The organism is Paucibacter sp. KBW04 (assembly GCF_003852425.1).
GTDB lineage: Bacteria > Pseudomonadota > Gammaproteobacteria > Burkholderiales > Burkholderiaceae_C > Paucibacter_A.
On record NZ_QAJN01000015.1, the window covers coordinates 55,548 to 76,856 of the forward strand.

The window sequence follows — 21,309 nt, forward strand, 5'->3', positions numbered from 1 at the left end:
TGCATGATGATCAAGAAGATGAAACCCAGCCTGATCGCTCTGGGCGCGGTACTCGGCCTCTGCGCCGCCCTGCCCGCCAGTGCCCAGTTCCAGAAAGCCGAGGACGCGATCAAATATCGCCAATCCAGCTTCACCCTGATGGGCACGCACTTCAGCCGCATCGCCGCCATGGCTCAGGGCAAGGTGGCTTTCGACGCCAAGGCCGCGGCCGAGAATGCCGACATCCTCAACACCATTGCCAAGCTGCCCTACAGCGCTTTTGGCGAAGGCACGGACAAGGGGGCACCGAACCGGGCCAAGCCGGAAATCTGGAAAGAGTCGGCCAAGTTCAAGGAGGCGGCCGACAAGATGGTGGCCGAGGTCGGCAAGCTGGACGCCGCGGCGCGCGGCGGCAATCTGGACCAGATCAAGGCCGCCGTGGGTGGCGTGGGCCAAAGCTGCAAGGCCTGCCACGACAACTACCGCGCCAAGGAAACCAACTGAAGCCGATGGGCTGATGCGCGGATGCCGGGTCGGCGCGGGCTGCCGCGCTGATCCGGCTCAGCCTTTGATGTACTGAGCCACCTCGGCCGCCGCTTGGGTGCTGAGGTTGAGGAACTGCAGGCTGATGCGGAAGCCGTCGTCATGGCGGGCCAGCACGCTGTCGATCACCCGCACCCGGCCCGACAAGGCAAAGGCGCCGGACGGCTTTTTGGGCAAGTTCAGCTGAAAACCGCACTGCACATTGGGCGGCGGATTGGCCGAGGCCACGATGCACATGCCGTTGACGCTGATGTCGATGGTGCGCACGGGAATGGGCGCCATGCCAGGGAATACCAGGAAGGCGAGCACGCGCAGGCTTTTTCTTTCCGCTCCGCGTTTTTCGGTTACCTGCTGCTCAGCCATCGTGTCATCGACCCGCTCTTGTTGTGCTCACAGGTGATAGCTTAGCTGAGCAGCGCGAGAGTGACTGCGGAAGGTTTCACGATTGCTTGGCAGCGCATGCCAATACCGCAGCAGCGGCTGCGCAATAGGTCTCAGGCTTCGCCTGGCTGGGCGAAGCCTAGGATGACCCGGCCGCTGGTATCGCGGCCAGGCCTTCGGCAGCCACGCATCGGCTTCCGCCGACGCGTGCGCGGCCTCAGCCCATGCGGGTCATCGCGGGGCTCTTCTGGTGATCACTCACATCCGCTGCGCGGATATGAGTGCTCCCCGAAGAAATCCGCCCCTCAAGCTTCGCTTGGCTCGGCAAAGCCGAGCACGACCCTTCGGGTCTTGGCGGATTTCTTCTCAATCTTGGTCACGATCAGCGCGCCGATCTCGGCGGTATTGGCCACATGCGTGCCGCCGCAAGGCTGCAGATCCACGCCCTCGATCTCCAGCAATCGAACCTGGCCCGTGCCGCGCGGCGGCTGCACGCTCATGCTGCGCACCAGGCCGGGGTTGGCGTCCAGCTCAGCATCGCTGATCCAGCGGTGCCGCACCGGATGCGCCTCGGCGATCAAGCAGGCCAGGCCGGCGGTCAACAGCTCTTTGTCCAGCGGCTCGCTCATATGAAAGTCCAGGCGCGCGTACTGCGCGGTGATGGAGCAGCCGTCAACCGGATGCGGCACCAGAGCGCAGAGCAGATGCGTAGCGGTATGGAAACGCATATGGGCGTGGCGGCGCGCCCAGTCGATGCGCGCCGTCAGCGCCTGGCCTGGGGAGAGCAAGGCCAGCAAAGCCTCCTGACCGGCAGCGGGCAGATGCAGGATCTCGCCGGCCTGCGCGCCCTTGCGGGTGTCAGCGATCTTCAGCACGGCGCCATCGGGCAAGAGGAACTCGCCCGCATCGCCGGCCTGGCCGCCGCCTTGCGGATAGAACACCGTGCGGTCCAGCAGCAGACCTTGCTCGTCGACGCGAACCAGGCGGGCCAGACATTCGCGCAGCTGCGCGTTTTCTCGGAACAAGTCTTCGCTGCTCATGACCGCCTTTCTTTTGCCGGACAGCTAACTACAAACGCACCTGGCCTTCGATCAGCGGCGTCACATCACCACCAATCCAGACCTCCTCGCCCTCGCGCTGCACATGGATGCGCCCGGCGCGACCCAGGGCCGCGCCTTGCGCCGCCACATAGCGGGCGGGCGCCAGCCCGGCGGCCTGCAGCCACAGGGCAATGCCGGCATTGAGGCTGCCGGTGACGGCGTCCTCGGGCACGCCCAGCCCGGGCACAAACGCACGCACCTCAAACTGCTGCGGCGAACCCGGAGGATGAGCCCCGACCACGCCGAGCTTGAGCCCGGCCATGGCCTGGAAGTCGGGCTTCAGCGCCAGCACGGCCTCGGCATTCTTGAGGCGCGCCACCATCCATTCGGGGCCGTTGTCCACCCATTGCACATCCAAAACGTCTTCGGCAGGCAGGCACAAAGCCTGCAAGACCTGGGCATGGTGCTCGGGCTCGACTGGGCCGGAACGCAGCAGGGGCGGCGCCGCAAAAGCCAGCCGCTCCTTGTTGCGATCGGCCGTGCGCTTGATGCGCACCAGGCCGATGCCGCACTCCTGCACCAGCATGCCCTTGCTCTTGGGCACGCCACCGCTGGCCAGCCAGCAATGCGCCGTGCCCAGGGTCGGGTGGCCGGCAAAAGGCAGCTCGCCACCGGGGGTGAAGATGCGCACGCGGTAATCAGCCGTCGCATCGGTGGGCGGCAGGATGAAGGTGGTCTCGCTCAGATTGGTCCAGCGTGCGAAGGCCGCCATGGCGGCATCGCTCAGACCTTCACCGTCGATGACCACAGCCAAGGGGTTGCCCCGCAAGGCCATGGCCGTGAACACATCTACTTGGGCAAAGCGACGGGACTGCAAACTCATGGAGTCACTTCACCCTGCGCATCCAAGGCTTCGCGCAGCACGCGACCCAGGATGGCCACGCCTTCGCCGATTTGCGAGGGGGTCAGCGTCACAAAAGAGAGCCGCAGCGCGCGTGGATCGGGCGAGGCCGCATAGAAGGCCGCACCCGGCACGAAGGCGATGCCGGCGTCCACCGCCTTGGGCAAGAGCGCCATCGCATCCAGGCCTTCGGGCAGGCGGATCCAGAAGAACATGCCACCCTTGGGCATCTGCCATTCGCAGCCGGCCGGCAGATGCTGTTTGATCGCCTCGGCCATGGCATCCCGATTGGCCTTGTAGAGGGCGCGGATGCGCGGCACATGTTGGTCGAGGAAACCGTTGCGCACCACCTCGTAGACCACGCGCTGGTTGAAGCCGGGCGTGTGCAGATCGGCCGCCTGCTTGGCTTGCAAGAGCTTGGGGTAAAGCTCGGGCGGGGCAATCATGTAGCCCAGACGGAAGCCGGGCGTCAGCACCTTGGAGAAAGAACCCAGATAAATCGAGCCCTCGGGCCACAGGCTGCTGAGCGAGGGCAGCGGCGGCTCGTCGAACCACAGATCGCCGTAAGGGTTGTCTTCCACGATGGGCACGCCGGCGCTGCGGGCTGCGGCCACGGCCTCCTGGCGGCGGCCGGCACTCATCACCCGACCGGTGGGGTTTTGGTAATTGGGCAGCAGATAGGCAAAACGAGTGCCCGGCGCATCATGCGGCAGGCGGGCCAGGGCCTCGGGCGAGACGCCTTGCTCATCGCTCTCCAAGCTGGCGAAGATGGGTTCATAAGGCGTGAAGGCCTGCAGCGCACCCAGATAGGTGGGCGTCTCCACCGCCACCGGCGCGCCGGCGTCGCAAAGAATCTTGCCGACCAGGTCCAGGCCTTGCTGCGAGCCGCTGGTGATCAGGACCTGATCGGGCGACACCGTCATGCCCAATGATGCCGAGCGCGCGGCCACCCATTCGCGCAGCGGCGCGAAGCCTTCGCTGGCCGCGTATTGCAAGGCCTCGCGCGGGTTGTGCGTCAGCACGCGGTCGCAGGCCGCCTTCAACTCTTCGACCGGAAAGGTGTCGCTGGAAGGCAGGCCGCCGGCCATGGAGAGGATGCCGGGCTTCTCGGTGACCTTGAGGATCTCCCGAATGATGGAGGGGTTCATGCGCGCAGCGCGGCGGGCAAGGTGGAAGGCGCTGGGGTTCTTGGACAACATCGAGCTTGTCTCCGTTTTTATGCAATAGGGCTTGGGGGACTTTGAACAGGTGCTTGATTGTGGGGCCTGGCGCCGACTTTGAAAGTCAGCGCACTCAGCCTTGCAACATGGGCCAGATCGTGAGCAGGAGTGCGGCGGCCATCACCGCGTTGAAGGCCTTGCGGCGCTCAGGGATGGCCAACCAACGGCTGAGCTTGGCGCCAGCATAGGCCCAGATACTCACGCAAGGCAGATTGACCGCCGCGCACAACAGGGCCAGAGCCCACAGGGCGCTCCCGCCCTCTTGCGGGCCGACAAAAGCGGCAATCGCACCCAGTGCCATCATCCAGGCCTTGGGGTTGACCCACTGAAAGGCGGCGGCGCCCCAGAAGCCCAGTGGGCCGGTGGTGCTGGCGGCGGCTGCCGCCGTGCCCTCGCTCGCAAGCGCGGGGCTGGGCGCGGCATCGGCCCGCCACAGCTTCCAGGCCAGCCAGACCATATAGCCGGCACCCAGTATCTTCAGGCCCAGATGCAATTCAGGCCAGCGCTGCAGCAAGGCACCTAGCCCTAAGCCGGCGGCCAGCAAGAGCAGCAAAAAGCCCGCGCTGATGCCCAGCATATGGGGCACGGTGGCGCGAAAACCGTAGTTCACGCCCGAGGCCAGCAGCATCATATTGTTGGGGCCGGGCGTGACCGAGGTCACCGTGGCAAAGGCCACTACGGCAATCAGCGTGTGCATCTCCATCATCGTGTGGCCCTGGGTGATCTCGGTTGCGAGCAAGTCTAGATTGCGCAGCAATACAGAACCAGTACACTTTGCCGTACATACAACGCCTCTGTATCGGCATGAGCACCAACACAGCCCTGTCCCGCAGTGCCCGGCTTTCGCTGGCCCAGCAGTTGGCCGCGCGCTATGCCGAACAGATCCAGCAACGCCTGATCCTGCCCGGCGCCCGCCTGCCCTCGGTGCGCGAGTGCGCCCGCCATCATGGCGTCAGCCCCTACACGGTGGTGGCGGCCTATGACCAGCTGCTGGCCCATGGCCTGCTCGAAGCCCGCAAGCAGCGCGGCTTTTTTGTGCGAGAACTCGCCGGCAACAACACCGGCGCCAGCCGTCAGCTCGGCAAACCCGCCCTGCCGCCCGCCCTGGGCGAGCCGGTGGACGCCAGCGCCTTGATACGCGGCATGTTCCAGGCCGATGCCAAGCGCGCGCCGGGCCTGGGCACCTTGCCCGGCGAATGGCTGGACCTGCCCATGATTCAGACCGCCATGCGCCAGGTGTTGACCCAGGGCAATGCACAAGATCAGCTAGCCCTGCATTACGGTGAGCCCGCCGGCGACGCCCGCCTGCGCCAGGCCCTGGCTCAGCGCATGAGCGACCTGGGCATCGCGGCCGAACCCAGCCAGCTGGTCACCACCGTGGGGGCCACCCATGCTTTGGACCTGATCACCCGCAGCCTCTTGCAGCCCGGCGACGCGGTGCTGGTGGACGACCCGGGCTGGGCCATCGAGTTCGCGCGCCTGAGCCAGGCCGGCATGCGCTTGCTGCCGGTGCCACGCGGCGCCGAAGGCCCCGACCTGGCGGTGATGGCCCAGCTGATCGAACAGCATCGCCCCAAGATGTACGTCACCGTCTCGGTGCTGCACAACCCCACGGGCAACAGCCTCTCGCTGGCCAATGCGCATCAGCTGCTCAGGCTGGCTGAAAGCCATGACCTGCTGATCGTGGAGGACGATACCTACGCCTTCCTGGCCCCCAACCACGCGCCTCGGCTCTCGGCCCTGGACGGTTTGCGGCGCACGATTTACGTCTCGGGTTTTTCCAAGATCCTCACCCCGGCCTGGCGGGTGGGCTATGTGGCGGCCAGCCCCGACAAGATCGCTCAGCTGACCCAGCTCAAGCTGATCAGCACCCTGACCACCAGCCCCATGCTGGAGCGAGCCGTCGCCCATTGCCTGGAAAAAGGCCAGCTGCGGCGGCACGCCGAGCGGGTGCTCGCCCGGCTGGACGCCGCCCGCCAGCGCAGCATGCGCCTGGCCGAGAGCGCGGGCTGCCGCGCCGTCACGCCGCCCACCGGCTTGTTCGGCTGGATAGACACGGGTCTGGACACCGAGAAGCTGGCCCAGCGCATGATGATCGAGGACTGGCTGATCGCCCCCGGCGCCCTGTTCAGCCCGACGCGCCGACCCGGCACGCTGATGCGCATCAACTACGCCACCTCGCAGGACGCGCATTTCTGGCGCCTGCTGTCGCGGCTGCGAGACGCGGGCTGACCCGGCTATCGCACCGTCCAGTGCGCACCGGAGAATGGGCAGCCAACGCAATGCCGGAGCTCCCGATGACAAGCCCTTCGCAAGCCCTGGCCACCGCCTCCACGCATTCACTGCGCCAGCGCGGCACATCCGGCCCCAAGGTCAGCTATGCCGAGCTGTTTTTTGACCTGGTCTATGTCTTTGCCGTCACCCAAACCTCGCACTATCTGCTGACCCATCTGAGTCTGGAAGGTGCTTTACAAACCCTGTTGCTGTGGTTTGCCGTTTGGTTGGGCTGGCAATACACCTGCTGGGTCAGCAACTGGTTTGACCCCGAAATGATGCCGGTGCGCAGCCTCTTGTTTGCCGCCATGCTGCTGGCCCTGCCGATGGCGGCGGCCCTGCCCTATGCTTTTGAACCGGGCGGCGGCTGGGTCTTCGCGGGCTGTTTTGTGACGCTGCAAGTGGGGCGCACGCTCTGGGTCTTGTTCATGCTGGGCGCAGGCCATGCATTGACACCCAACTTCCAGCGCATCCTGGGCTGGACCCTGATCGCCAGCGCCTTCTGGCTGGCCGGCGCCGCCTGCGATGACACCCATGGACGCATGGCGCTGTGGGCCCTGGCTGCGGCAAGCGAATACATCTCACCCATGTTTGGCCTGTGGCTGCCCGGCCTGGGGCGATCGCAAACCAGCGACTGGACGATTGACGGCGGCCACCTGGCCGAACGCTGCCAGCTCTTCATCATCGTGGCCCTGGGCGAGTCCATCCTGCTCACCGGCGCCACCTTCAGTGAAGCCAAAACATGGGACAGCTGGACTGTAGCCGCCTTTGCCTGCGCCTTCGTCACCGCGCTGGCCATGTGGTGGCTCTACTTCGACACCTCCAGCAAGGAGGCCAGCCACGCCATCGAGCACGCCGATGACCCTGGCCGCCTGGGCGCTTACTTCCACTACATCCACGTCCTCATCGTGGCCGGCATCATCGTCGCAGCGGTCGGCAGCGAGCTGCTGATTGCCCACCCACATGCGGCATTGGAGGGCAAGAGTCTGGCCGTCATGCTGGGTTCCTTTGTATTCTTCATCGCTGGCAACGCCTTGTTTCGCCGCATCGTGCTGGGTCGCTGGGCACCGTCCCTCATGTTCAGCCTGCTGGTCTTGCCCCTGCTGGCCTATATTGGGCATGGCTGGCCGCTGATCTGGGTGGCGGGCCTTTTGACCTTGCTGATCGCTGGCGTTGCCCTGTTCGACAGTTGTCTGCAAAGGCATTGAATTCCAGGTAAAGCAGAGTTGCATGAACAACACCAAGCCTCACACCCTGGCCGCCGCTCTGGCGCAAGCTTGGGCAGAAGGCCTGCTCTTGCCCGCCAGCGCCTGGCTTGCCGCCGTCCCCACCAGCGACGACGCCTATCTTGCCCAGGAACTGCTGGCCCACCACCTGGGCTGGGCCGATGTCACCAGCGGGCAGGTGCGCCATTGGAAGTCCGGCGGCCCCTCCCGAGAAGCGGCACTGACCCATGCGCCCCTGGCCCCCAGAGGCGTTCGGGCAGCCAAGGCGGGCCATGCGGACTTCAGCGATCTGCAGCTGCGCGAACCCGGCATCGAAGCCGAGATCGCCTTGCGCCTGGGCGAAGACCTCAGCCCCGCCCGCGCCGCCGCGCTGAGCTATGAGGACGCCTGCCAATTGATTGATGCCTACACCGTGTCGGCCGAGTTGGTCAGCTCACGCTGGCTGGAGGCTGGCGACGCACCGGCCCTGCTGCGGCAGGCCGACTGCCTCTCTCACGGCGGCCTGGCCTTGGGCGAATGGAAGCCCTGGCGAGCACAGGCGAGGCCGGATTGGCAGCGCCTGGGCTGCTGGATTCAACGCAATCAAGAGGCCCCCAAGCTGAGCCGTGGCGGCCATTCCCTGCAGGACCCCGCCTATCTGTTGCCGGGCTTCTTGCGCCATCTGAGCCGACGTGGCGCGACGGTGCCCGCCGGCACCGTGGTCAGCACCGGCGCCTGGGCCGTGCAAGCCGATCTGAGCGCGGGCGACCGCCTGCGCGTGGGCTTCGAAGGCCTGGGCGAATTGAGCCTGCAGCTCTGACTTGGAACTTGCGTCGCCGAGCTCGGCCGGCGGCCAAGTTCTTACCAAGCGAAGAAGCGATACAGCGCAAGCCCCAGCAAGAGCACATAGCTGCAAGCCAGGCTGGGCCGCAAGGCCTGGCTCAGGTATTGAGCCAGCAAGCCGCCCACGCCGGGTCTATGGATCAGCCACTCGCTGTGCAGCTGCATGCCCTGGCTCGGCAAAGCGCCTTCGCGCAGGCCTTGCTCCACCTTGAGCAAACGGTCGCCCAAACGTGATTGGTAGGTCTTGAAGATGGCCTCTTGCAACCACAGCAGCAGCAAGAGGGCCAGCACCAAGCGGCCGGGATTCAAAGCCAAGAACACACCCAAGGCAGCCAGCTTGTTGAACAGGGCCAGGAACTCGTACTGCTCATACTTGTTCTGCAGTGCCACCCATTCGCGTTGGAAGATTTCGTTCATTGCGGCCTCCGGTTTGAGATGCCGGAATTTACGTCACTCTGAAGCGGGCGGGGCTGGGACAAAGCGGCGGCTTCGGCTAGCCTATCGCCCTGGCCTTGCTTCGCAGCGGCTAGGCGCAGACCGACAGCCCGGCCCTTACCGCAAACAGTGTCAAGGAGAAACACCATGACTTACGTCGATGGATTCGTCGCCTCAGTCCCTAGCCTCAAGCGGGCAGAGTTTCTGGAACATGCGCAGGCCATGGGCCTTGTCTTCAAAGAATACGGGGCCATGCGCGTGGTTGATTGCTGGGGAGACGACGTGCCCCCAGGCAAGCTGACCTCTTTTCCGCTAGCCGTTCAGTGCAAGCCAGACGAGACGGTCATCTTCTCCTGGATCACCTGGCCATCGCGCGAGGTGCGCAACCAAGCCTGGGACAAGGTCATGGCCGATCCGCGCATACAGTCCGCAACGGCGCCACCCTTCGACGGCAAGCGGATGATTTTTGGCGGGTTTGAGGTGATTTCTGAGGTGTAGATGAAGGCGCTGATCCGCTCAGCGCCAATCTTCCGAGGGCGAGAAGCGAGGGGCAGATCGGCGCCCCTCCAGTTCTTGCTTACTTCGCGTCCAGCACTTCCCAGCGCTCCATCAGCGCCAGCAGCTGCTCGTCGATTTCACCGGCACGGGCGGTCACCTCGGCGATGCGGGCAGCACCTTGGCTGTACAGCTCGGTGCCGTTCAACAAGGCATTGAGCTGCGTTTGCTCGGCTTCCAGCTCGGCGATTTTCTTGGGCAGCTCATCCAGCTCACGCTGCTCTTTGTAGCTGAGCTTTTTGGGCTTGGCCACGACCAGGGCGTCGGGCGAGGCCGCCGGTGCTGGCGCAGGGGCCGGTGCGTTGACCACAGGAGTCGGCTCGTTCTTGGCGCGCAGGGCTGCGGCCCGCTTGCTTTGGATCAACCAGTCTTGCACGCCGCCTTCGTACTCGCGCCAGCGCCCATCGCCTTCGCTGACGATGGTCGAGGTGACCACATTGTCCAGGAAGCGGCGGTCGTGGCTGACCAGGAAGACGGTGCCGTCGTAGTCGGCCAGCAGCTCTTCCAGCAATTCCAGGGTTTCGATGTCCAGGTCGTTGGTGGGTTCGTCCAGCACCAGGACGTTGGCGGGGCGGGCGAACAGGCGCGCCAGCAGCAAGCGGTTGCGCTCGCCGCCCGACAAACTCTTGACGGGCGAGTTGGCACGCGCGGGTGAGAACAAAAAGTCGCCCAAATAACTCTTCACATGCTTGCGCTGATTGCCGATCTCGATCCACTCGCTGCCGGGGCTGATGGTGTCGGCCAGGGTCGCGTCCAGGTCCAGCACATCGCGCATCTGGTCGAAGTAGGCGACATTGATCTTGCTGCCCATCTGCACCTTGCCGCTGTCGGGTTCCAACTGGCCGAGGATCATCTTCAGCAGCGTGGTCTTGCCGGCGCCGTTGGCACCAACCAGGCCGACCTTGTCGCCGCGCAGAATGGTGGCGCTGAAGTCGCGCACGATGCTGCGGCCGCCATAGCTCTTGCTCACCCCGTCCAGCTCGGCCACGATCTTGCCGCTGGCGCCGCCGGTGTCGATGTCTAACTTGACCTTGCCCTGCACATCACGGCGCGCGGCATGCTGCAAACGCATGGCCTCCAGGCGCTGGATGCGGGCCACGCTGCGGGTGCGGCGGGCTTCCACGCCCTTGCGGATCCAGATTTCTTCTTGCGCCAGGATTTTGTCGAAGCGCGCATTGAACAAGGCCTCGTTCTCCAACTCATAGGCCTTGGCCGCGGTGAAGGCGGCGAAGTTGCCGGGGTAGCCGCGCAGCTGGCCACGGTCCAGCTCAACAATGCGATTGGCCACGTTGTCGAGGAAGCTGCGATCGTGGGTGATCAGCAGCAGCGAGCCCTTGAAGCTGTTGAGCAGCTCTTCCAGCCAGGTGATGGCGTCCAGGTCCAGATGGTTGGTGGGCTCGTCCAGCAGCAGCACATCGGGCTGAGCCACCAGGGCGCGGGCCAGGGCCACACGCTTCTTCAAACCGCCAGAAAGCGAGCCGACGATGCGCGAGCCGTCCAGATTCAAACGGTGCAGGGTCTCTTCGACACGCTGCTCCCAGTTCCAGGCCCCCAGGTGTTCGATGCGCTCGGCCACCCACTCCAGATCGTCCTCCGGGTCATGGATCTCGTAGCGCTCGCGCAAGGCCTTGGCCTCGGCCACGCCTTCGCTAACCACGTCAAAGATGGTCGCCTCTGGCCGCAGCTCGGGCTCTTGCGGCACATAGACGCTGGTCAGGCCCTGCTGCAGCTGCAGCAGGCCGTCGTCGAGCTTGTCGATTTGAGCCAGGATTTTCAGCAGCGACGATTTGCCGGTACCGTTGCGGCCGATCAGGCCGACACGCTCACCCATTTCGAGTGAGAAGGAGGCGCCATCGAGCAGGGCAACATGGCCGTAAGCGAGATGGGCGTTGGAGATGGATAGGACTGCCATGCCCCGATTGTCGCCGCAGCAGCGAACTTCGCCGCCGCCGGCCGAACATCCTGGCTTGCGCTCAATAAATAACGTCTATTTGGCGCGTCATGACACAAGGGCAAGCGCCCCCACTTTGACTTAGGGGGTGGGCGGGTTTTCACGGGAATGTAAACAACTGTGAATTGACTCCAATGAACTGCCCGCTCCGAGTTCATGCGTTTCCATCGAATGAAACAGCCACCTACCAAGGCTGGTCGGAGCAAGGACAAAAGCCTCAATCCAGTCCACGAGAGGAATCATATGTTTGCATCCAAGACCATTGCCCGTTTTGCCGTCCCCGCTCTGCTCGGATCGCTCGCCTTGGCGGGTACTGCTTCGGCCGCCAGCATGACCGAGGGCTTCGATTCGATGACGCCTGCTGGCTGGACCGTCAAGAACAACAGCGTGCCCTTGGGCTCCACCAGCTGGTTTCAAGGCACCACCTCTGTGTTCACCTCCCAGGCGGGTGCAGCCAACTCCTATGCCGGCGTCAACTACAACAGCACGGCAGGCGCAGGCGATATCAGCAACTGGCTGATTACCCCGACCATGAGTTTCAACAACGGTGATGTGGTGAGTTTCTACACCCGCACGGCCAGCGGCTCGATCTGGCCTGACGCCCTGGAACTGCGCTTCAGCGCCACGGGCGGCACCAATGTGGGCAGCACCGCCACCAGCGTCGGCAGTTTCACCAATCTGCTGGTGAGCATCAACCCTGCACTGGACGCGGGCGGCTACCCTGAGGATTGGACGATGTACACGGCCACCATCAGCGGCCTGTCGGGCACCACCAATGGCGCGCTGGCGTTCCGTTACGTTGTGGCCGATGGTGGTCCCTCGGGCAACAACTCCAACTACATCGGTATCGACACCTTCTCCATCACCGCCGCCGTGCCGGAGCCCGGCACCTACGCCCTGATGGGCCTGGGTCTCTTGGGCCTGGGTCTGCGTGCGCGCAGCAATAGCCGCAAAACCAAGTAGTCCGGCGCGCTCGACGCTTTTACCTCAACCCGGCTCAGGCCGGGTTTTTTATTGGCGGCTTGCCAAGGCTTTGATTCCCGCGCCAAACGCCTGGGAACTGCCAGAATCATCAGCCGAGGGAGGCCTGCGGCCACCGTTGCCAATAGAAAGCAATGACGATATGAAGCGTAGAACGATTCTGAGTGCCAGCGGCCTGAGCCTGCTGGCCGGCACACCGATGGCCAGCCTGGCCCAAAACAAGGCCAAAGCGGCACCCCCGCCGCCGCTGGACTTTTTGCGCCTGCTGGTGCCCGCCTCGCAAGGCGGTGGTTGGGACCAAACCGCCCGGGCCATGGGCGGCGCCCTGCAAGCCAGCAAGCTGGTCGACAAGGTGGAATATGAATACAAGCCCGGCAAGGGCGGTGTGCCCGGCCTGGCTTACTTCGTCGAGAAGTACGCCCGCCAGCCCAATACCCTGATGCTGGGGGGCATGGTCATGCTGGGCGCGATTGCGCTGAACCGCGCGCCCATCGATATGAGCCGGGTCACGCCGGTGGCCCGCCTGACCTCGGACGCCCTGGTCATTCTGGTACCCAAGAACTCCAAGCTGCGCAGCCAGGCCGAGCTGAACGCCCGCATCCGCAGCGACGCCGCCTCGATCCGCTTCGGCGGTGGCAGCGCTGGCGGTGTGGACCATATGCTGATGGGCATGATAGGCCGCGCCCTGCAGGTGGACCCGACCAAGCTGCGCTACCAAGCCTTCTCGGGCGGCGGCGAGTTGGTGGCCGCCTTGCAAAAGGGTGAGCTGGATGTGGGCATCAGCGGCTACTCCGAGGCGATGGAAGCGATCAACAGCGGCGCGGTGCGTGGCCTGGCCATCTCCAGCCGGGCCGATGCGGCCGGCCTGCGCTCCTTGCGCAGCCAAGGTGTGGCCACCGACCTGGCCAATTGGCGCGGCGTCTTCGCCCCCCCGGGCCTGACGGCGGCCCAGACCGAGCGACTCACCCAGCTGGCCACGGCCTTGAACAGCAGCAGCGCCTGGACGGCCGAGTTGCAGAAGAATCGTTGGACCAATGCCTTCATGACCGGCAAGCCTTTTGCCGAGTTGCTGGAGACCGAGCAAACCACCGCCCGCGTGGTCTTGCACCTGCTCAAGCTGGGCTGATTGAAGGAAAAAGCCGGGCTTCCGGGCTGCTTCTTATTCGGGCAAGCCAGCGCAAGGCCGATGAACAGGGGCTTTTCGGCCCCCTCTCCAAGCCCCATCCCCAAGCTTGCCCACAGGCTCTGTGGACAGAGCCAAACCCGCTTGCGCGATAGTCGCCCAACAAGGGGCGACAGCCGCCCTTCATCGGGCGATTGGCAATCGCAGTCGCCTCAATTTTCAGCAAGGTAAGCCCTGCGACCAGACCCCAAACAAACGTCACCGGCGCGAAGCTGCGCTTTGCCTTCATTTGAAGCAAGCCAGGGAATCGGCGATGAATAGGGCGCCCTACAACAATCTCCAAGGGACATCCCTAACCTTGCCCACAGGCACTGTGGACATCACTCCGGCACATCAAGTGCGCCTATCGCCCAAGCTAGGGCGAATGTCGCACCCGCAAGACCTGACCCCAACAATCCACCGCCTCTTGCGCTGCTGCGTTTTTACGCGAATCTAAGTCAGTCACGCTTGTCCACAGCGGCCCCTGAGGCCCGATCTACCCACCAGCGAGCTCACTGCCCAAAATTCCAGCAAGCCAGGGAAATCACGATGGATAGGGGCATCTGCGACACACTCCAAGGCCCGTCCCCAAACTTACCCACAGCGACTGTGGACATAAAGACCCAAAGCTTGCGCGATAAGCGCCCCATACGGGGCGACAACCGCCCCAGGTCGGGCGCTGCTCGCGCAAATCGGGAAACTTAGTCCACAAGAGCCGGGCGAGGCATGCAACCCCCTGGCGGACATGCTGCAAAAACAGGCAGCGCTTCAGCGCGCGAGGACTCAGGCCCCATGTGGCTCAATTTTCAGACGCCCAAGCGGCCTGCCCGCATTTGATGCAGGCCAGGGAATCATCGATGGGCAGGGGCTTCTGAGCGATTCCCACACACGCGTCCCCAAACTTGCCCACAGCCTCTGTGGACAGACACAACGCCGAGCGAGGACGATTTCAATTGAAATCGACGCTTTTGCGCGCACAGCGCACCTTCCGATGCCTGGCCTCCCGAGTGCCATCGCCAGACCGCTGTTCGAGCGAGTCAAACGGCAGGAAATGGCTGCGGCACTGGCCGGATTGGGGGCTGGCGCGTGAGCCGCGCGCGCTACATGGGCGTCAAAAACAAACGCAATTCGGCCGCGGCCCGGTCGGCTGCCGCATATTCAAGCAAGGCGTTGGCGAGCCCATGAACAGGGGCTTGGGCGCGATTCCATCGCAACACTCCCCAAGCTTGCCCACAGGCACTGTGGGCAAAGCGACTCTGAATCTGCGCGCCTGCCGCCCCGCCAAGGGCGATTCACGCACTAGGTGAATCCTGCGCAAGCAGGGCTGAGCGAGTGGGAGCGCCCGGGTTCTGAGGCCGGTCCAAGGCCAGGCAGTTGGATGCCCAAACCAGGCATGCCCGACGCGGGCGGGACTTGTTCGGCCCTGCTCTAAGCCTCCCTATACTGGGCCGGCCCGTCCATCCTGACGGGGCCAGAACCTGAGCTTTGAAGCCAAACGATCCCTATCCGCGGAGTCCATTGATGCGCCTGAGAACCACCTCGTACCTGATTGCTGCTGCCCTGGGCAGCTTGGCCCTTTACCCTGCCGCCAGCGCCTGGGCGCAAACCAGCCCGGCAGTGGCCAAGGCCGCCGCCCCTGTCGCCGCCGCAGCGGCACAGAAGACGCAAAAGCATGCGACGGTGGAAGGCATCACCGAGTACCGCCTGGCCAACGGCCTGCGCGTTTTGCTGGCCCCCGATGCCTCCAAGCCCACCACCACGGTCAACATCACCTATCTGGTCGGCAGCCGCCACGAGAACTATGGCGAGACCGGCATGGCCCACCTGCTGGAACATATGGTGTTCAAGGGCACGCCCTCGCGCGGCAACATCATGCAAGAGCTGGGCAAGCGCGGCATGCAGTTCAACGGCACCACGTTTTACGACCGCACCAATTATTTCGAGACCTTCCCGGCCAGCGAAGAAAACCTGACTTGGGCGCTGGAGATGGAAGCCGACCGCATGGTCAATAGCTATGTCGCCCGCAAGGATCTGGAGACCGAGTTCTCCGTCGTGCGCAATGAGATGGAGTCGGGCGAGAACAACCCACAGCGCTCGCTGTGGCAAGCCATGGCGGCCACCGCCTACGACTGGCATAACTACGGCAAGAGCACCATCGGCGCGCGCACCGACGTCGAAGGCGTCAAGATCGAGAATCTGCAAGCCTTCTACCGCGCCCACTACCAGCCCGATAACGCGGTGCTGCTGGTGTCCGGCAAGTTCGATGCGGCCAAGACCTTGGCCCAGATCGAGCAGGTGTTCGGCGCCATCCCGCGCCCGACGCGCCAGCTGCAGCCCACCTACACCCTGGACCCGGTGCAAAACGGCGCCCGCGAGGTCAGCGTGAATCGCGTCGGCGACACCCAGCTGGCCGCCGTGCTGTATCACACGCCCGCGTCCAGCCATGCCGATTCGGCCGCCGTGGCTGCGCTGGCCGAGATCCTGGGCAACTCGCCCAATGGCCGCCTGCACAAGCTGCTGGTGGAAGGCAAGAAGGCCGTCTCGGTCGCCCCATGGAACTTCGAGCTGGCCGAGCCGGGCTACCTGATGTTCATGGCCGAACTGGGCAAGGACCAGAAGCTGGCCGAGGCCCGCAAGGCCTTGCAGGACGCGCTGGAAAACCTCAAGAAGAACCCCATCACCGAGGCCGAACTCAAGCGCGCCAAGGCCAGCTGGCTGAGCGACTTCGACAAGACCTTGAACGACCCGCAACGCCTGGGCGTGCAGCTGTCCGAGTCCATCGCCTCCGGCGACTGGCGCCTGTTCTTCCTGGCCCGTGACCGCATGGAAGCACTGACCGTCAAAGACGTGCAGCGCGTGGCTGAGAACTACTTCAAGGAAAGCAACCGCACCTACGGCCAGTTCGTGCCGACCAAGGCGCCGGATCGCGCCGTGCTGCCCGCGCCGGTCGATGTGGCCAAGCTGGTGGAAGGCTACCAAGGCCGTGCCGCCGTGGCCGAGGGCGAGAACTTCGACGTCAGCCCCGCCAATATCGACAAGCGCACCCTGCGTACCGCCCTGCCCAATGGCATGAAGCTGGCCCTGACGGCCAAGAAGACCCGGGGCGAGACCGTGCAAGGCGTGCTGCGCCTGGACTTCGGCGATGCCAAGAGCCTGTTCGGCCAAGCCACCGCCTCCGGCCTCACCGCCGAGCTGCTGAGCCGCGGCACGGCCAAGCTGAGCCGCGCCGAGCTGGCCGCCAAGCTGGACGAGTTGAAGGCCCGCCTGAACGTCTCGGGCTCGGGCCAGAGCGTCAACGTGCAGTTCGACACCGTGCGCAAAAACCTGCCCGCCCTGCTAGAACTGCTGCGCGATGTGCTGCGCACGCCCAGCTTCCCGGCCCAGGAATTCGAGCTGGCGGTGAAGGAAAGCCTGACCGCCATCGACGCCCAGCGCAGCGAGCCGCAAGCCCTGGCCTCGCAGGCCTTGAGCAAGGCCCGCGACGTCTACCCAAAGGGTGATGTGCGGGCCTTCCAAAGCTTTGACGAGAGCGCCGCTCAGCTCAAGGCTTTGAAGCTGGAAGATGTGAAGCGCTTCTGGAGCCAGTTCTACGGTGCCGACAATGCCAAGCTGGCCCTGGTGGGCGACTTCGACAACGCCGAGGTGCAAGCCCAGCTCAAGACCCTGTTCGGCGACTGGAAGAGCAAGAGCAAATACGCCCGTCTGAGCAGCGAGTCGGCCCCGGCCAAGCCCGGCGCCATCCAGCTGGAAGCGCCCGACAAGGCCAATGCCTTCTACATCGCCCTGCTGCCGCTGACGCTGAAGGACGACGCCCCCGACTATGTGCCCCTGGCCATCGTCAACAAGGTGCTGGGCGGCGGCGTCAAGTCGCGTCTGCTGGACCGTCTGCGCCAAAAAGAAGGCATCAGCTATGGGGCAGGCAGCCAGCTGAGCGCCGGCAGCTTTGAGCCCGTGGGCGCCGAGATTCTGTTCGCCATCTACGCGCCGCAGAACCTGGAGCGCCTGAAGACCGGCGTTAGCGAAGAGCTGAGCCGCCTGGTCAAGGACGGCATCAGCGAGACCGAGTTGGTGGACGCCAAAAAGGCCTTGCTGGAGCAACTCAAGATTGGCCGCGCCCAGGACGTCGCCCTGGCCGCCGGCCTGGTGAGTCAGCTGCACACCGGCCGCACCATGGCATTCACCGCGGAGCGCGAGGCGCAGATCGAGAAGATCACGTTGGACGAGGTCAACAAGACCCTGCGCCGCGCGATTGACCCGGCCCAGTTCCTGCACATCTACGCGGGTGACTTCGCTGGTGCGGCGAAGAAGGCGGCGGAGGCTGCGGCTGCTGCAGCGCCCGCCAAGCCTTGATCCAAGCTCCTCAAACGAGCTGAGCCACGGCCCGAGCCGTGGTCCCAAGGCCGAGTGCCAAAGGGACCGCGCCTCGGGCATTTTTTCGCCTTGCCCCTTGAGCTCACCATGCGATTGTTCGCCCTGTGCCTGATCCGCGCTTACCAGCGCTGGCTGTCCCCGCACAAAGGCTTCAGCTGCGCCTACCGCGTCCACTGCGGCCGTGCCAGTTGCTCGGCCTTGGGCTACCGGGTGATAAGGCGTTACGGCTGCTGGCAAGGCCTGGCCCTGCTGCGCCAACGCTTGCAGCTGTGCGGCCTGGCGCATCGCCGCTATGGCGTCTTGCCCTCACCCCGTCTCAGTCTTGCGGGGCAGCGCGGGCTCTGCGATCCGGGCTGCGATCTGCCTTGCGATCTTCCCGGTGGGCACACGTCTTGCGACGTCTGCGATGCCTTCAGCTGTTTCGACTGCTGCGACTGGCCCAGCCGCAAGACCCATCGAAGGCAAAGCCCGCGTGAGCGTTGGGCGGAACGGCGTCGGCATTTGCCGCCCAAGAAGTCCCCCAATCAAGCACCCACGAAACCACTTCTTTAGCGCGCGGGCGGCCCTTTGAGCTCGACGCCATTGCCCTCGGGATCGCACAGGTAAATCGAAGGGCCTTCCCCTTCCGCGCCATAGCGGGACTCCAGCTTGCCGGCCTCCAGCCCATGCTGCAGGAGGTGCGCGCGAATCTGCGCCTCGTCAAAAGACTCCAGCCGCAGGCAGAAGTGATCGAGATTGCGTCCCTCGGGCCCCGGCGCTGCGCCGCCGGCTGCCCCCAGCTTTCCCTCAAGGCTGATCAGGTCGATCAAGGCATTGCCGGCCCGCAGCTGGAACAGGCCCAGCTCGGCTTGCTCGCGCTCCGGGCTGCAGCCCAGCACCTCGCAGTAAAAGCGTCGCATGCGCTCGACATCGCGCACGCGCAGCACCAGATGGTCCAGGCCACGAATCTTGATCATCGGCGGCATGCTCCTAACTCCAAATCCGATAGGCCCAAAACGCCTCATGCGTCTCTATGCGCTGGCGCAGCGCCTCGGGGCTGAAGCCGGTGACACGGCGAGTCTCGCGGCAGAGGTGCGCCTGGTCGGCATAGCCGGATTCATAGGCCAGATCGGTCCACACGACCTGGCCGCGTTGCAGCGCCTCACGCACGCGAAAAAAGCTCTGCTCCGCGCGGCTGACGGACTGCAGCTGGCGCAGCGATTGCCCGCTCCACTGCTTGATGCGGCGCTCCACCTGGCGCATGCTGCGCCCCTTGCCCGCCGCGATGGCGCGCACGGCCAAGGCCTCCATCCAGTCGCGGTAACGCGGCATATCGTGGCCACCCTCGCTGCGACATTGCTGCCAGCGCGGCTGCAGAAAATCCTCAAACACCCGCACCCGGCTGGCGTCATCGGGCGCGGCCAGCACCGCCGCCGACATGGCCTGCCAATCGGCGCCCAAGTGTTCATGCAAGAGCAGCACCGAGTCCTGGCATTGCTGCAGGTCCAGGCCGGTCAAGACCTTGAAGGCATCGGGCATCAAGACCACCGCAAAGCTATAGCCCGGGCCGATGGCGCGGAACTTGGTGGGTCGGCTGTGCGGGCCGGCCAGAAAAGGCTGATCGGGCAGCATGCGCAGACCGCGCTCCAACTGCCCAGACTCCTCGCCCGGCTCGCACAAGACCTCGGCACACTGGCCCTGTAAAAACCAGGTGATGGTGCAGACAGGCGAGACCGGGAACCAGGTGCTGCGCTGAGCCGGGCTCAGCGCCGGCGCGCCGCGCAAGTCGCGCACCATATAACCGCGCACGCAAGAGCCTAGGCTCAGGCGCGGCGGCAGCAGCAGGGCACGGGTGAAGGGGCTGATGGCCACGTCCCCCAAATCCTGCTCGGCGTGCAGCTCGGCCAAGCTCATCACAGAGCGGGCCAGGGGATCAAAGCGCAGCGGCGCGGAGGCGTTCTCGTGCAACATGGTGGGCCTCAGTGTAGGGGTGCTGCGAGGCCCCGAGAAGATGTCGGATTCGTTCAATACGGGCGCGACGGGAAGGCGCAGCATGGCGAACATGAACAGCAGCCATCCGCACACCACCGGCCTTGCCGGTCAAGCACCAGCCACGATTCAACAACAAGGCCTGCCACCCGGCCCGCCCTGCCGCTTCTTTGGTCTGCCCGAGTTGCGCGCCATGGGCCCGGACTATCTGGGTTTTCTGCAAGCCCAGCAGCGCCAGCATGGTGATGTGGTCTATATGCGGCTGGCGCAGTACCGCGACTACAGCTTCTTCCACCCCGAGCAGGTGCGCGAGCTGCTGGTGGCAACGCACGAGGGCCTGATCCGCTGGGAGCGCGGCATCGAATGCATGGCCTCGGCCCATGGTCATAGCGTCTTGATTGCCGAAGGCGAGGCCTGGGCCCGCAAGCGCCGCATGCTGCAGCCGGGCTTCAGCCCCAAGAAGGTGGCGGCCTTTGCCTCCCTGATGGTGCAAGCGAGTGAAGAGGCCTTGGCGACTTGGCCTCAGGAGGCCGTGGCCGATTTGCCCTTTGAGCACGCCATGACCCAGCTGACCATGGATGTGATTCTGCGCACCCTGTTCAGCAGCCGTGCCGACGCTCAGGCGCGCGAGGCCGAGCAGGCCTTGCGCACGCTCAGCGTGATCGCTTATCGCGAAATGTTCTGGCCCCTCAGTGCGCCGCTGTGGGCGCCTTGGAAAGCACCCAAGCGCCGCGCCCTGAAGGTCTTGAACCAGCTGATCGAAGGCCAGATCGCCGCCCGCCGCGCCCATCTCGCCGCTGGCGGCGAAGACCAGCCCGACCTGCTCGATATGCTGCTCAAGCTGCAAGACGAGAACGGCCAGCCCTTGAGCGATGCCGAGCTGCGCGATGAATGCATGACCACCTTTTTGGCCGGGCACGAAACCAGCGCCGGCGCCCTCACCTGGTGGGGCTGGTGCATGGCCACGCATCCAGACGCTGCGGCGCAAGCCGCCGCCGAGGTCGATGCCCAGTTGGCTGGCCGCAAACCCAGCGTGGAGGACATCGCGCATATGCCCTTTCTGGGCCAAACCATCAAGGAAGCCCTGCGCCTCTACCCACCCGCGCCCGCCCTGCTGACCCGCCGCAGCAGCCAGCCGCTGGACATCGCCGGCTGGCATCTGCCCAAGGGCAGCATGCTGCGCATCACGCCCTATCTGATGCATCGCGATGCACGCTGGTTCCCCGAGCCCGAGGCCTTCAAGCCCGAACGCTTCGGCCCCGAGGCGTCCGAGATCCCGCGCGGTGCTTACATGCCCTTCGGCGCCGGGCCCCGCGTCTGCCTGGGCCAGCATTTCGCCCTGACCGAGATCACCTTGATCGCAGCCCTGCTGCTGCAGCGCTATCGGCTGGAGCCTGTGCCGGGTGCTGAAGCGCCTCGGCCGACGCTGAACATCACTTTGAGGCCGCATGAGCCGCTGCGGCTGCGCTTGCGGAGGCGGGGGACTGAAAAGAAATGACA

19 protein-coding genes are annotated in these 21,309 nt (G+C 64.9%); 10 read left to right on the top strand and 9 right to left on the bottom strand.

Annotated elements, in window-relative coordinates:
- Positions 1-6: 6 nt before the first annotated feature.
- Positions 7-483, top strand: coding sequence for a cytochrome c (locus DBR47_RS18620; RefSeq protein ID WP_231512392.1), 477 nt, complete (start codon positions 7-9; stop codon positions 481-483).
- 57 nt (positions 484-540) lie between these two features.
- On the opposite strand, the gene DBR47_RS18625 is transcribed toward DBR47_RS18620, so the two are convergent.
- The 5 genes from DBR47_RS18625 to DBR47_RS18645 all read right to left on the bottom strand — a co-directional run bounded on the left by DBR47_RS18625 (position 541) and on the right by DBR47_RS18645 (position 4,803).
- On the bottom strand, positions 541-885 hold the full coding sequence (locus tag DBR47_RS18625) for a PilZ domain-containing protein (RefSeq protein ID WP_124452845.1): 345 nt from the start codon (positions 883-885) through the stop codon (positions 541-543).
- Between the two features lie 323 nt (positions 886-1,208).
- Positions 1,209-1,943: an alanyl-tRNA editing protein gene (locus DBR47_RS18630; protein WP_124452847.1), complete on the bottom strand. Its 735-nt coding sequence runs from the start codon at positions 1,941-1,943 to the stop codon at positions 1,209-1,211.
- A gap of 28 nt (positions 1,944-1,971) precedes the next feature.
- Positions 1,972-2,820 (bottom strand): PhzF family phenazine biosynthesis protein, encoded by an 849-nt coding sequence (locus DBR47_RS18635; RefSeq protein WP_197047169.1) that lies wholly within the window; start codon positions 2,818-2,820, stop codon positions 1,972-1,974.
- 2 nt (positions 2,821-2,822) lie between these two features.
- Positions 2,823-4,043: a PLP-dependent aminotransferase family protein gene (locus DBR47_RS18640; RefSeq protein ID WP_124452860.1), complete on the bottom strand. Its 1,221-nt coding sequence runs from the start codon at positions 4,041-4,043 to the stop codon at positions 2,823-2,825.
- Positions 4,044-4,137: 94 nt separating this feature from the next.
- On the bottom strand, positions 4,138-4,803 hold the full coding sequence (locus DBR47_RS18645) for a LysE family translocator (protein WP_231512393.1): 666 nt from the start codon (positions 4,801-4,803) through the stop codon (positions 4,138-4,140).
- A gap of 65 nt (positions 4,804-4,868) precedes the next feature.
- On the opposite strand from DBR47_RS18645, the gene DBR47_RS18650 reads away from it, so the two are divergent.
- The 3 genes from DBR47_RS18650 (at position 4,869) to DBR47_RS18660 (ending at position 8,363) form a co-directional block, all read left to right on the top strand.
- On the top strand, positions 4,869-6,296 hold the full coding sequence (locus DBR47_RS18650; RefSeq protein WP_124452862.1) for a PLP-dependent aminotransferase family protein: 1,428 nt from the start codon (positions 4,869-4,871) through the stop codon (positions 6,294-6,296).
- A 65-nt stretch (positions 6,297-6,361) separates the two neighbouring features.
- Positions 6,362-7,546, top strand: coding sequence for a low temperature requirement protein A (locus DBR47_RS18655; protein ID WP_124452864.1), 1,185 nt, complete (start codon positions 6,362-6,364; stop codon positions 7,544-7,546).
- Between the two features lie 22 nt (positions 7,547-7,568).
- Entirely contained in the window at positions 7,569-8,363 is a 795-nt protein-coding gene (locus DBR47_RS18660) for a fumarylacetoacetate hydrolase family protein (protein ID WP_124452866.1), read from the top strand.
- Between the two features lie 41 nt (positions 8,364-8,404).
- On the opposite strand, the gene DBR47_RS18665 is transcribed toward DBR47_RS18660, so the two are convergent.
- Positions 8,405-8,803: a hypothetical protein gene (locus tag DBR47_RS18665; RefSeq protein WP_124452868.1), complete on the bottom strand. Its 399-nt coding sequence runs from the start codon at positions 8,801-8,803 to the stop codon at positions 8,405-8,407.
- A 165-nt stretch (positions 8,804-8,968) separates the two neighbouring features.
- Here DBR47_RS18665 and DBR47_RS18670 point away from each other — a divergent pair, with 165 nt between their 5' ends.
- Complete coding sequence (locus DBR47_RS18670) at positions 8,969-9,319, top strand: DUF1428 domain-containing protein (RefSeq protein WP_124452870.1); 351 nt, start codon at positions 8,969-8,971, stop codon at positions 9,317-9,319.
- Positions 9,320-9,398: 79 nt separating this feature from the next.
- Here DBR47_RS18670 and DBR47_RS18675 read toward each other — a convergent pair whose 3' ends face one another.
- On the bottom strand, positions 9,399-11,288 hold the full coding sequence (locus DBR47_RS18675; protein WP_124452872.1) for an ATP-binding cassette domain-containing protein: 1,890 nt from the start codon (positions 11,286-11,288) through the stop codon (positions 9,399-9,401).
- Between the two features lie 282 nt (positions 11,289-11,570).
- On the opposite strand from DBR47_RS18675, the gene DBR47_RS18680 reads away from it, so the two are divergent.
- The 4 genes from DBR47_RS18680 to yidD all read left to right on the top strand — a co-directional run bounded on the left by DBR47_RS18680 (position 11,571) and on the right by yidD (position 18,393).
- Positions 11,571-12,290 carry a choice-of-anchor J family PEP-CTERM protein gene (locus DBR47_RS18680; protein WP_124452874.1) on the top strand — a complete coding sequence of 240 codons (720 nt, stop codon included), beginning with the start codon at positions 11,571-11,573 and terminating at the stop codon, positions 12,288-12,290.
- 160 nt (positions 12,291-12,450) lie between these two features.
- Positions 12,451-13,434 (top strand): tripartite tricarboxylate transporter substrate binding protein, encoded by a 984-nt coding sequence (locus tag DBR47_RS18685; protein ID WP_124452876.1) that lies wholly within the window; start codon positions 12,451-12,453, stop codon positions 13,432-13,434.
- Positions 13,435-14,991: 1,557 nt separating this feature from the next.
- Positions 14,992-17,820 (top strand): pitrilysin family protein, encoded by a 2,829-nt coding sequence (locus tag DBR47_RS18690; RefSeq protein WP_124452878.1) that lies wholly within the window; start codon positions 14,992-14,994, stop codon positions 17,818-17,820.
- 108 nt (positions 17,821-17,928) lie between these two features.
- Positions 17,929-18,393, top strand: a complete 465-nt coding sequence (gene yidD / locus DBR47_RS18695; protein ID WP_124452880.1) for a membrane protein insertion efficiency factor YidD — start codon at positions 17,929-17,931, stop codon at positions 18,391-18,393.
- Here the strand turns inward: yidD and DBR47_RS18700 are convergent.
- Complete coding sequence (locus DBR47_RS18700; RefSeq protein WP_124452883.1) at positions 18,390-18,797, bottom strand: VOC family protein; 408 nt, start codon at positions 18,795-18,797, stop codon at positions 18,390-18,392. The genes yidD and DBR47_RS18700 overlap by 4 nt on opposite strands.
- 13 nt (positions 18,798-18,810) lie before the next feature.
- Positions 18,811-19,791, bottom strand: a complete 981-nt coding sequence (locus DBR47_RS18705; RefSeq protein WP_124452885.1) for an AraC family transcriptional regulator — start codon at positions 19,789-19,791, stop codon at positions 18,811-18,813.
- Between the two features lie 82 nt (positions 19,792-19,873).
- Between DBR47_RS18705 and DBR47_RS18710 the strand changes: the two genes are divergently transcribed.
- Positions 19,874-21,307 (top strand): cytochrome P450, encoded by a 1,434-nt coding sequence (locus DBR47_RS18710; protein WP_231512394.1) that lies wholly within the window; start codon positions 19,874-19,876, stop codon positions 21,305-21,307.
- Positions 21,308-21,309: the final 2 nt, after the last annotated feature.

Excerpts from the sequence above, each read along its gene's own strand:
- DBR47_RS18690 (WP_124452878.1), top strand. The coding sequence starts at position 14,992 with ATGCGCCTGAGAACCACCTCGTACCTGATTGCTGCTGCCCTGGGCAGC.
- DBR47_RS18680 (WP_124452874.1), top strand. The coding sequence starts at position 11,571 with ATGTTTGCATCCAAGACCATTGCCCGTTTTGCCGTCCCCGCTCTGCTC.
- DBR47_RS18665 (WP_124452868.1), bottom strand. The coding sequence starts at position 8,803 with ATGAACGAAATCTTCCAACGCGAATGGGTGGCACTGCAGAACAAGTAT.
- DBR47_RS18675 (WP_124452872.1), bottom strand. The coding sequence starts at position 11,288 with ATGGCAGTCCTATCCATCTCCAACGCCCATCTCGCTTACGGCCATGTT.
- DBR47_RS18710 (WP_231512394.1), top strand. The coding sequence starts at position 19,874 with ATGGCGAACATGAACAGCAGCCATCCGCACACCACCGGCCTTGCCGGT.
- DBR47_RS18685 (WP_124452876.1), top strand. The coding sequence starts at position 12,451 with ATGAAGCGTAGAACGATTCTGAGTGCCAGCGGCCTGAGCCTGCTGGCC.
- DBR47_RS18640 (WP_124452860.1), bottom strand. The coding sequence starts at position 4,043 with ATGTTGTCCAAGAACCCCAGCGCCTTCCACCTTGCCCGCCGCGCTGCG.
- DBR47_RS18705 (WP_124452885.1), bottom strand. The coding sequence starts at position 19,791 with ATGTTGCACGAGAACGCCTCCGCGCCGCTGCGCTTTGATCCCCTGGCC.
- DBR47_RS18620 (WP_231512392.1), top strand. The coding sequence starts at position 7 with ATGATCAAGAAGATGAAACCCAGCCTGATCGCTCTGGGCGCGGTACTC.
- DBR47_RS18650 (WP_124452862.1), top strand. The coding sequence starts at position 4,869 with ATGAGCACCAACACAGCCCTGTCCCGCAGTGCCCGGCTTTCGCTGGCC.
- DBR47_RS18655 (WP_124452864.1), top strand. The coding sequence starts at position 6,362 with ATGACAAGCCCTTCGCAAGCCCTGGCCACCGCCTCCACGCATTCACTG.
- DBR47_RS18670 (WP_124452870.1), top strand. The coding sequence starts at position 8,969 with ATGACTTACGTCGATGGATTCGTCGCCTCAGTCCCTAGCCTCAAGCGG.
- DBR47_RS18660 (WP_124452866.1), top strand. The coding sequence starts at position 7,569 with ATGAACAACACCAAGCCTCACACCCTGGCCGCCGCTCTGGCGCAAGCT.
- DBR47_RS18625 (WP_124452845.1), bottom strand. The coding sequence starts at position 885 with ATGGCTGAGCAGCAGGTAACCGAAAAACGCGGAGCGGAAAGAAAAAGC.
- DBR47_RS18630 (WP_124452847.1), bottom strand. The coding sequence starts at position 1,943 with ATGAGCAGCGAAGACTTGTTCCGAGAAAACGCGCAGCTGCGCGAATGT.
- yidD (WP_124452880.1), top strand. The coding sequence starts at position 17,929 with ATGCGATTGTTCGCCCTGTGCCTGATCCGCGCTTACCAGCGCTGGCTG.
- DBR47_RS18700 (WP_124452883.1), bottom strand. The coding sequence starts at position 18,797 with ATGATCAAGATTCGTGGCCTGGACCATCTGGTGCTGCGCGTGCGCGAT.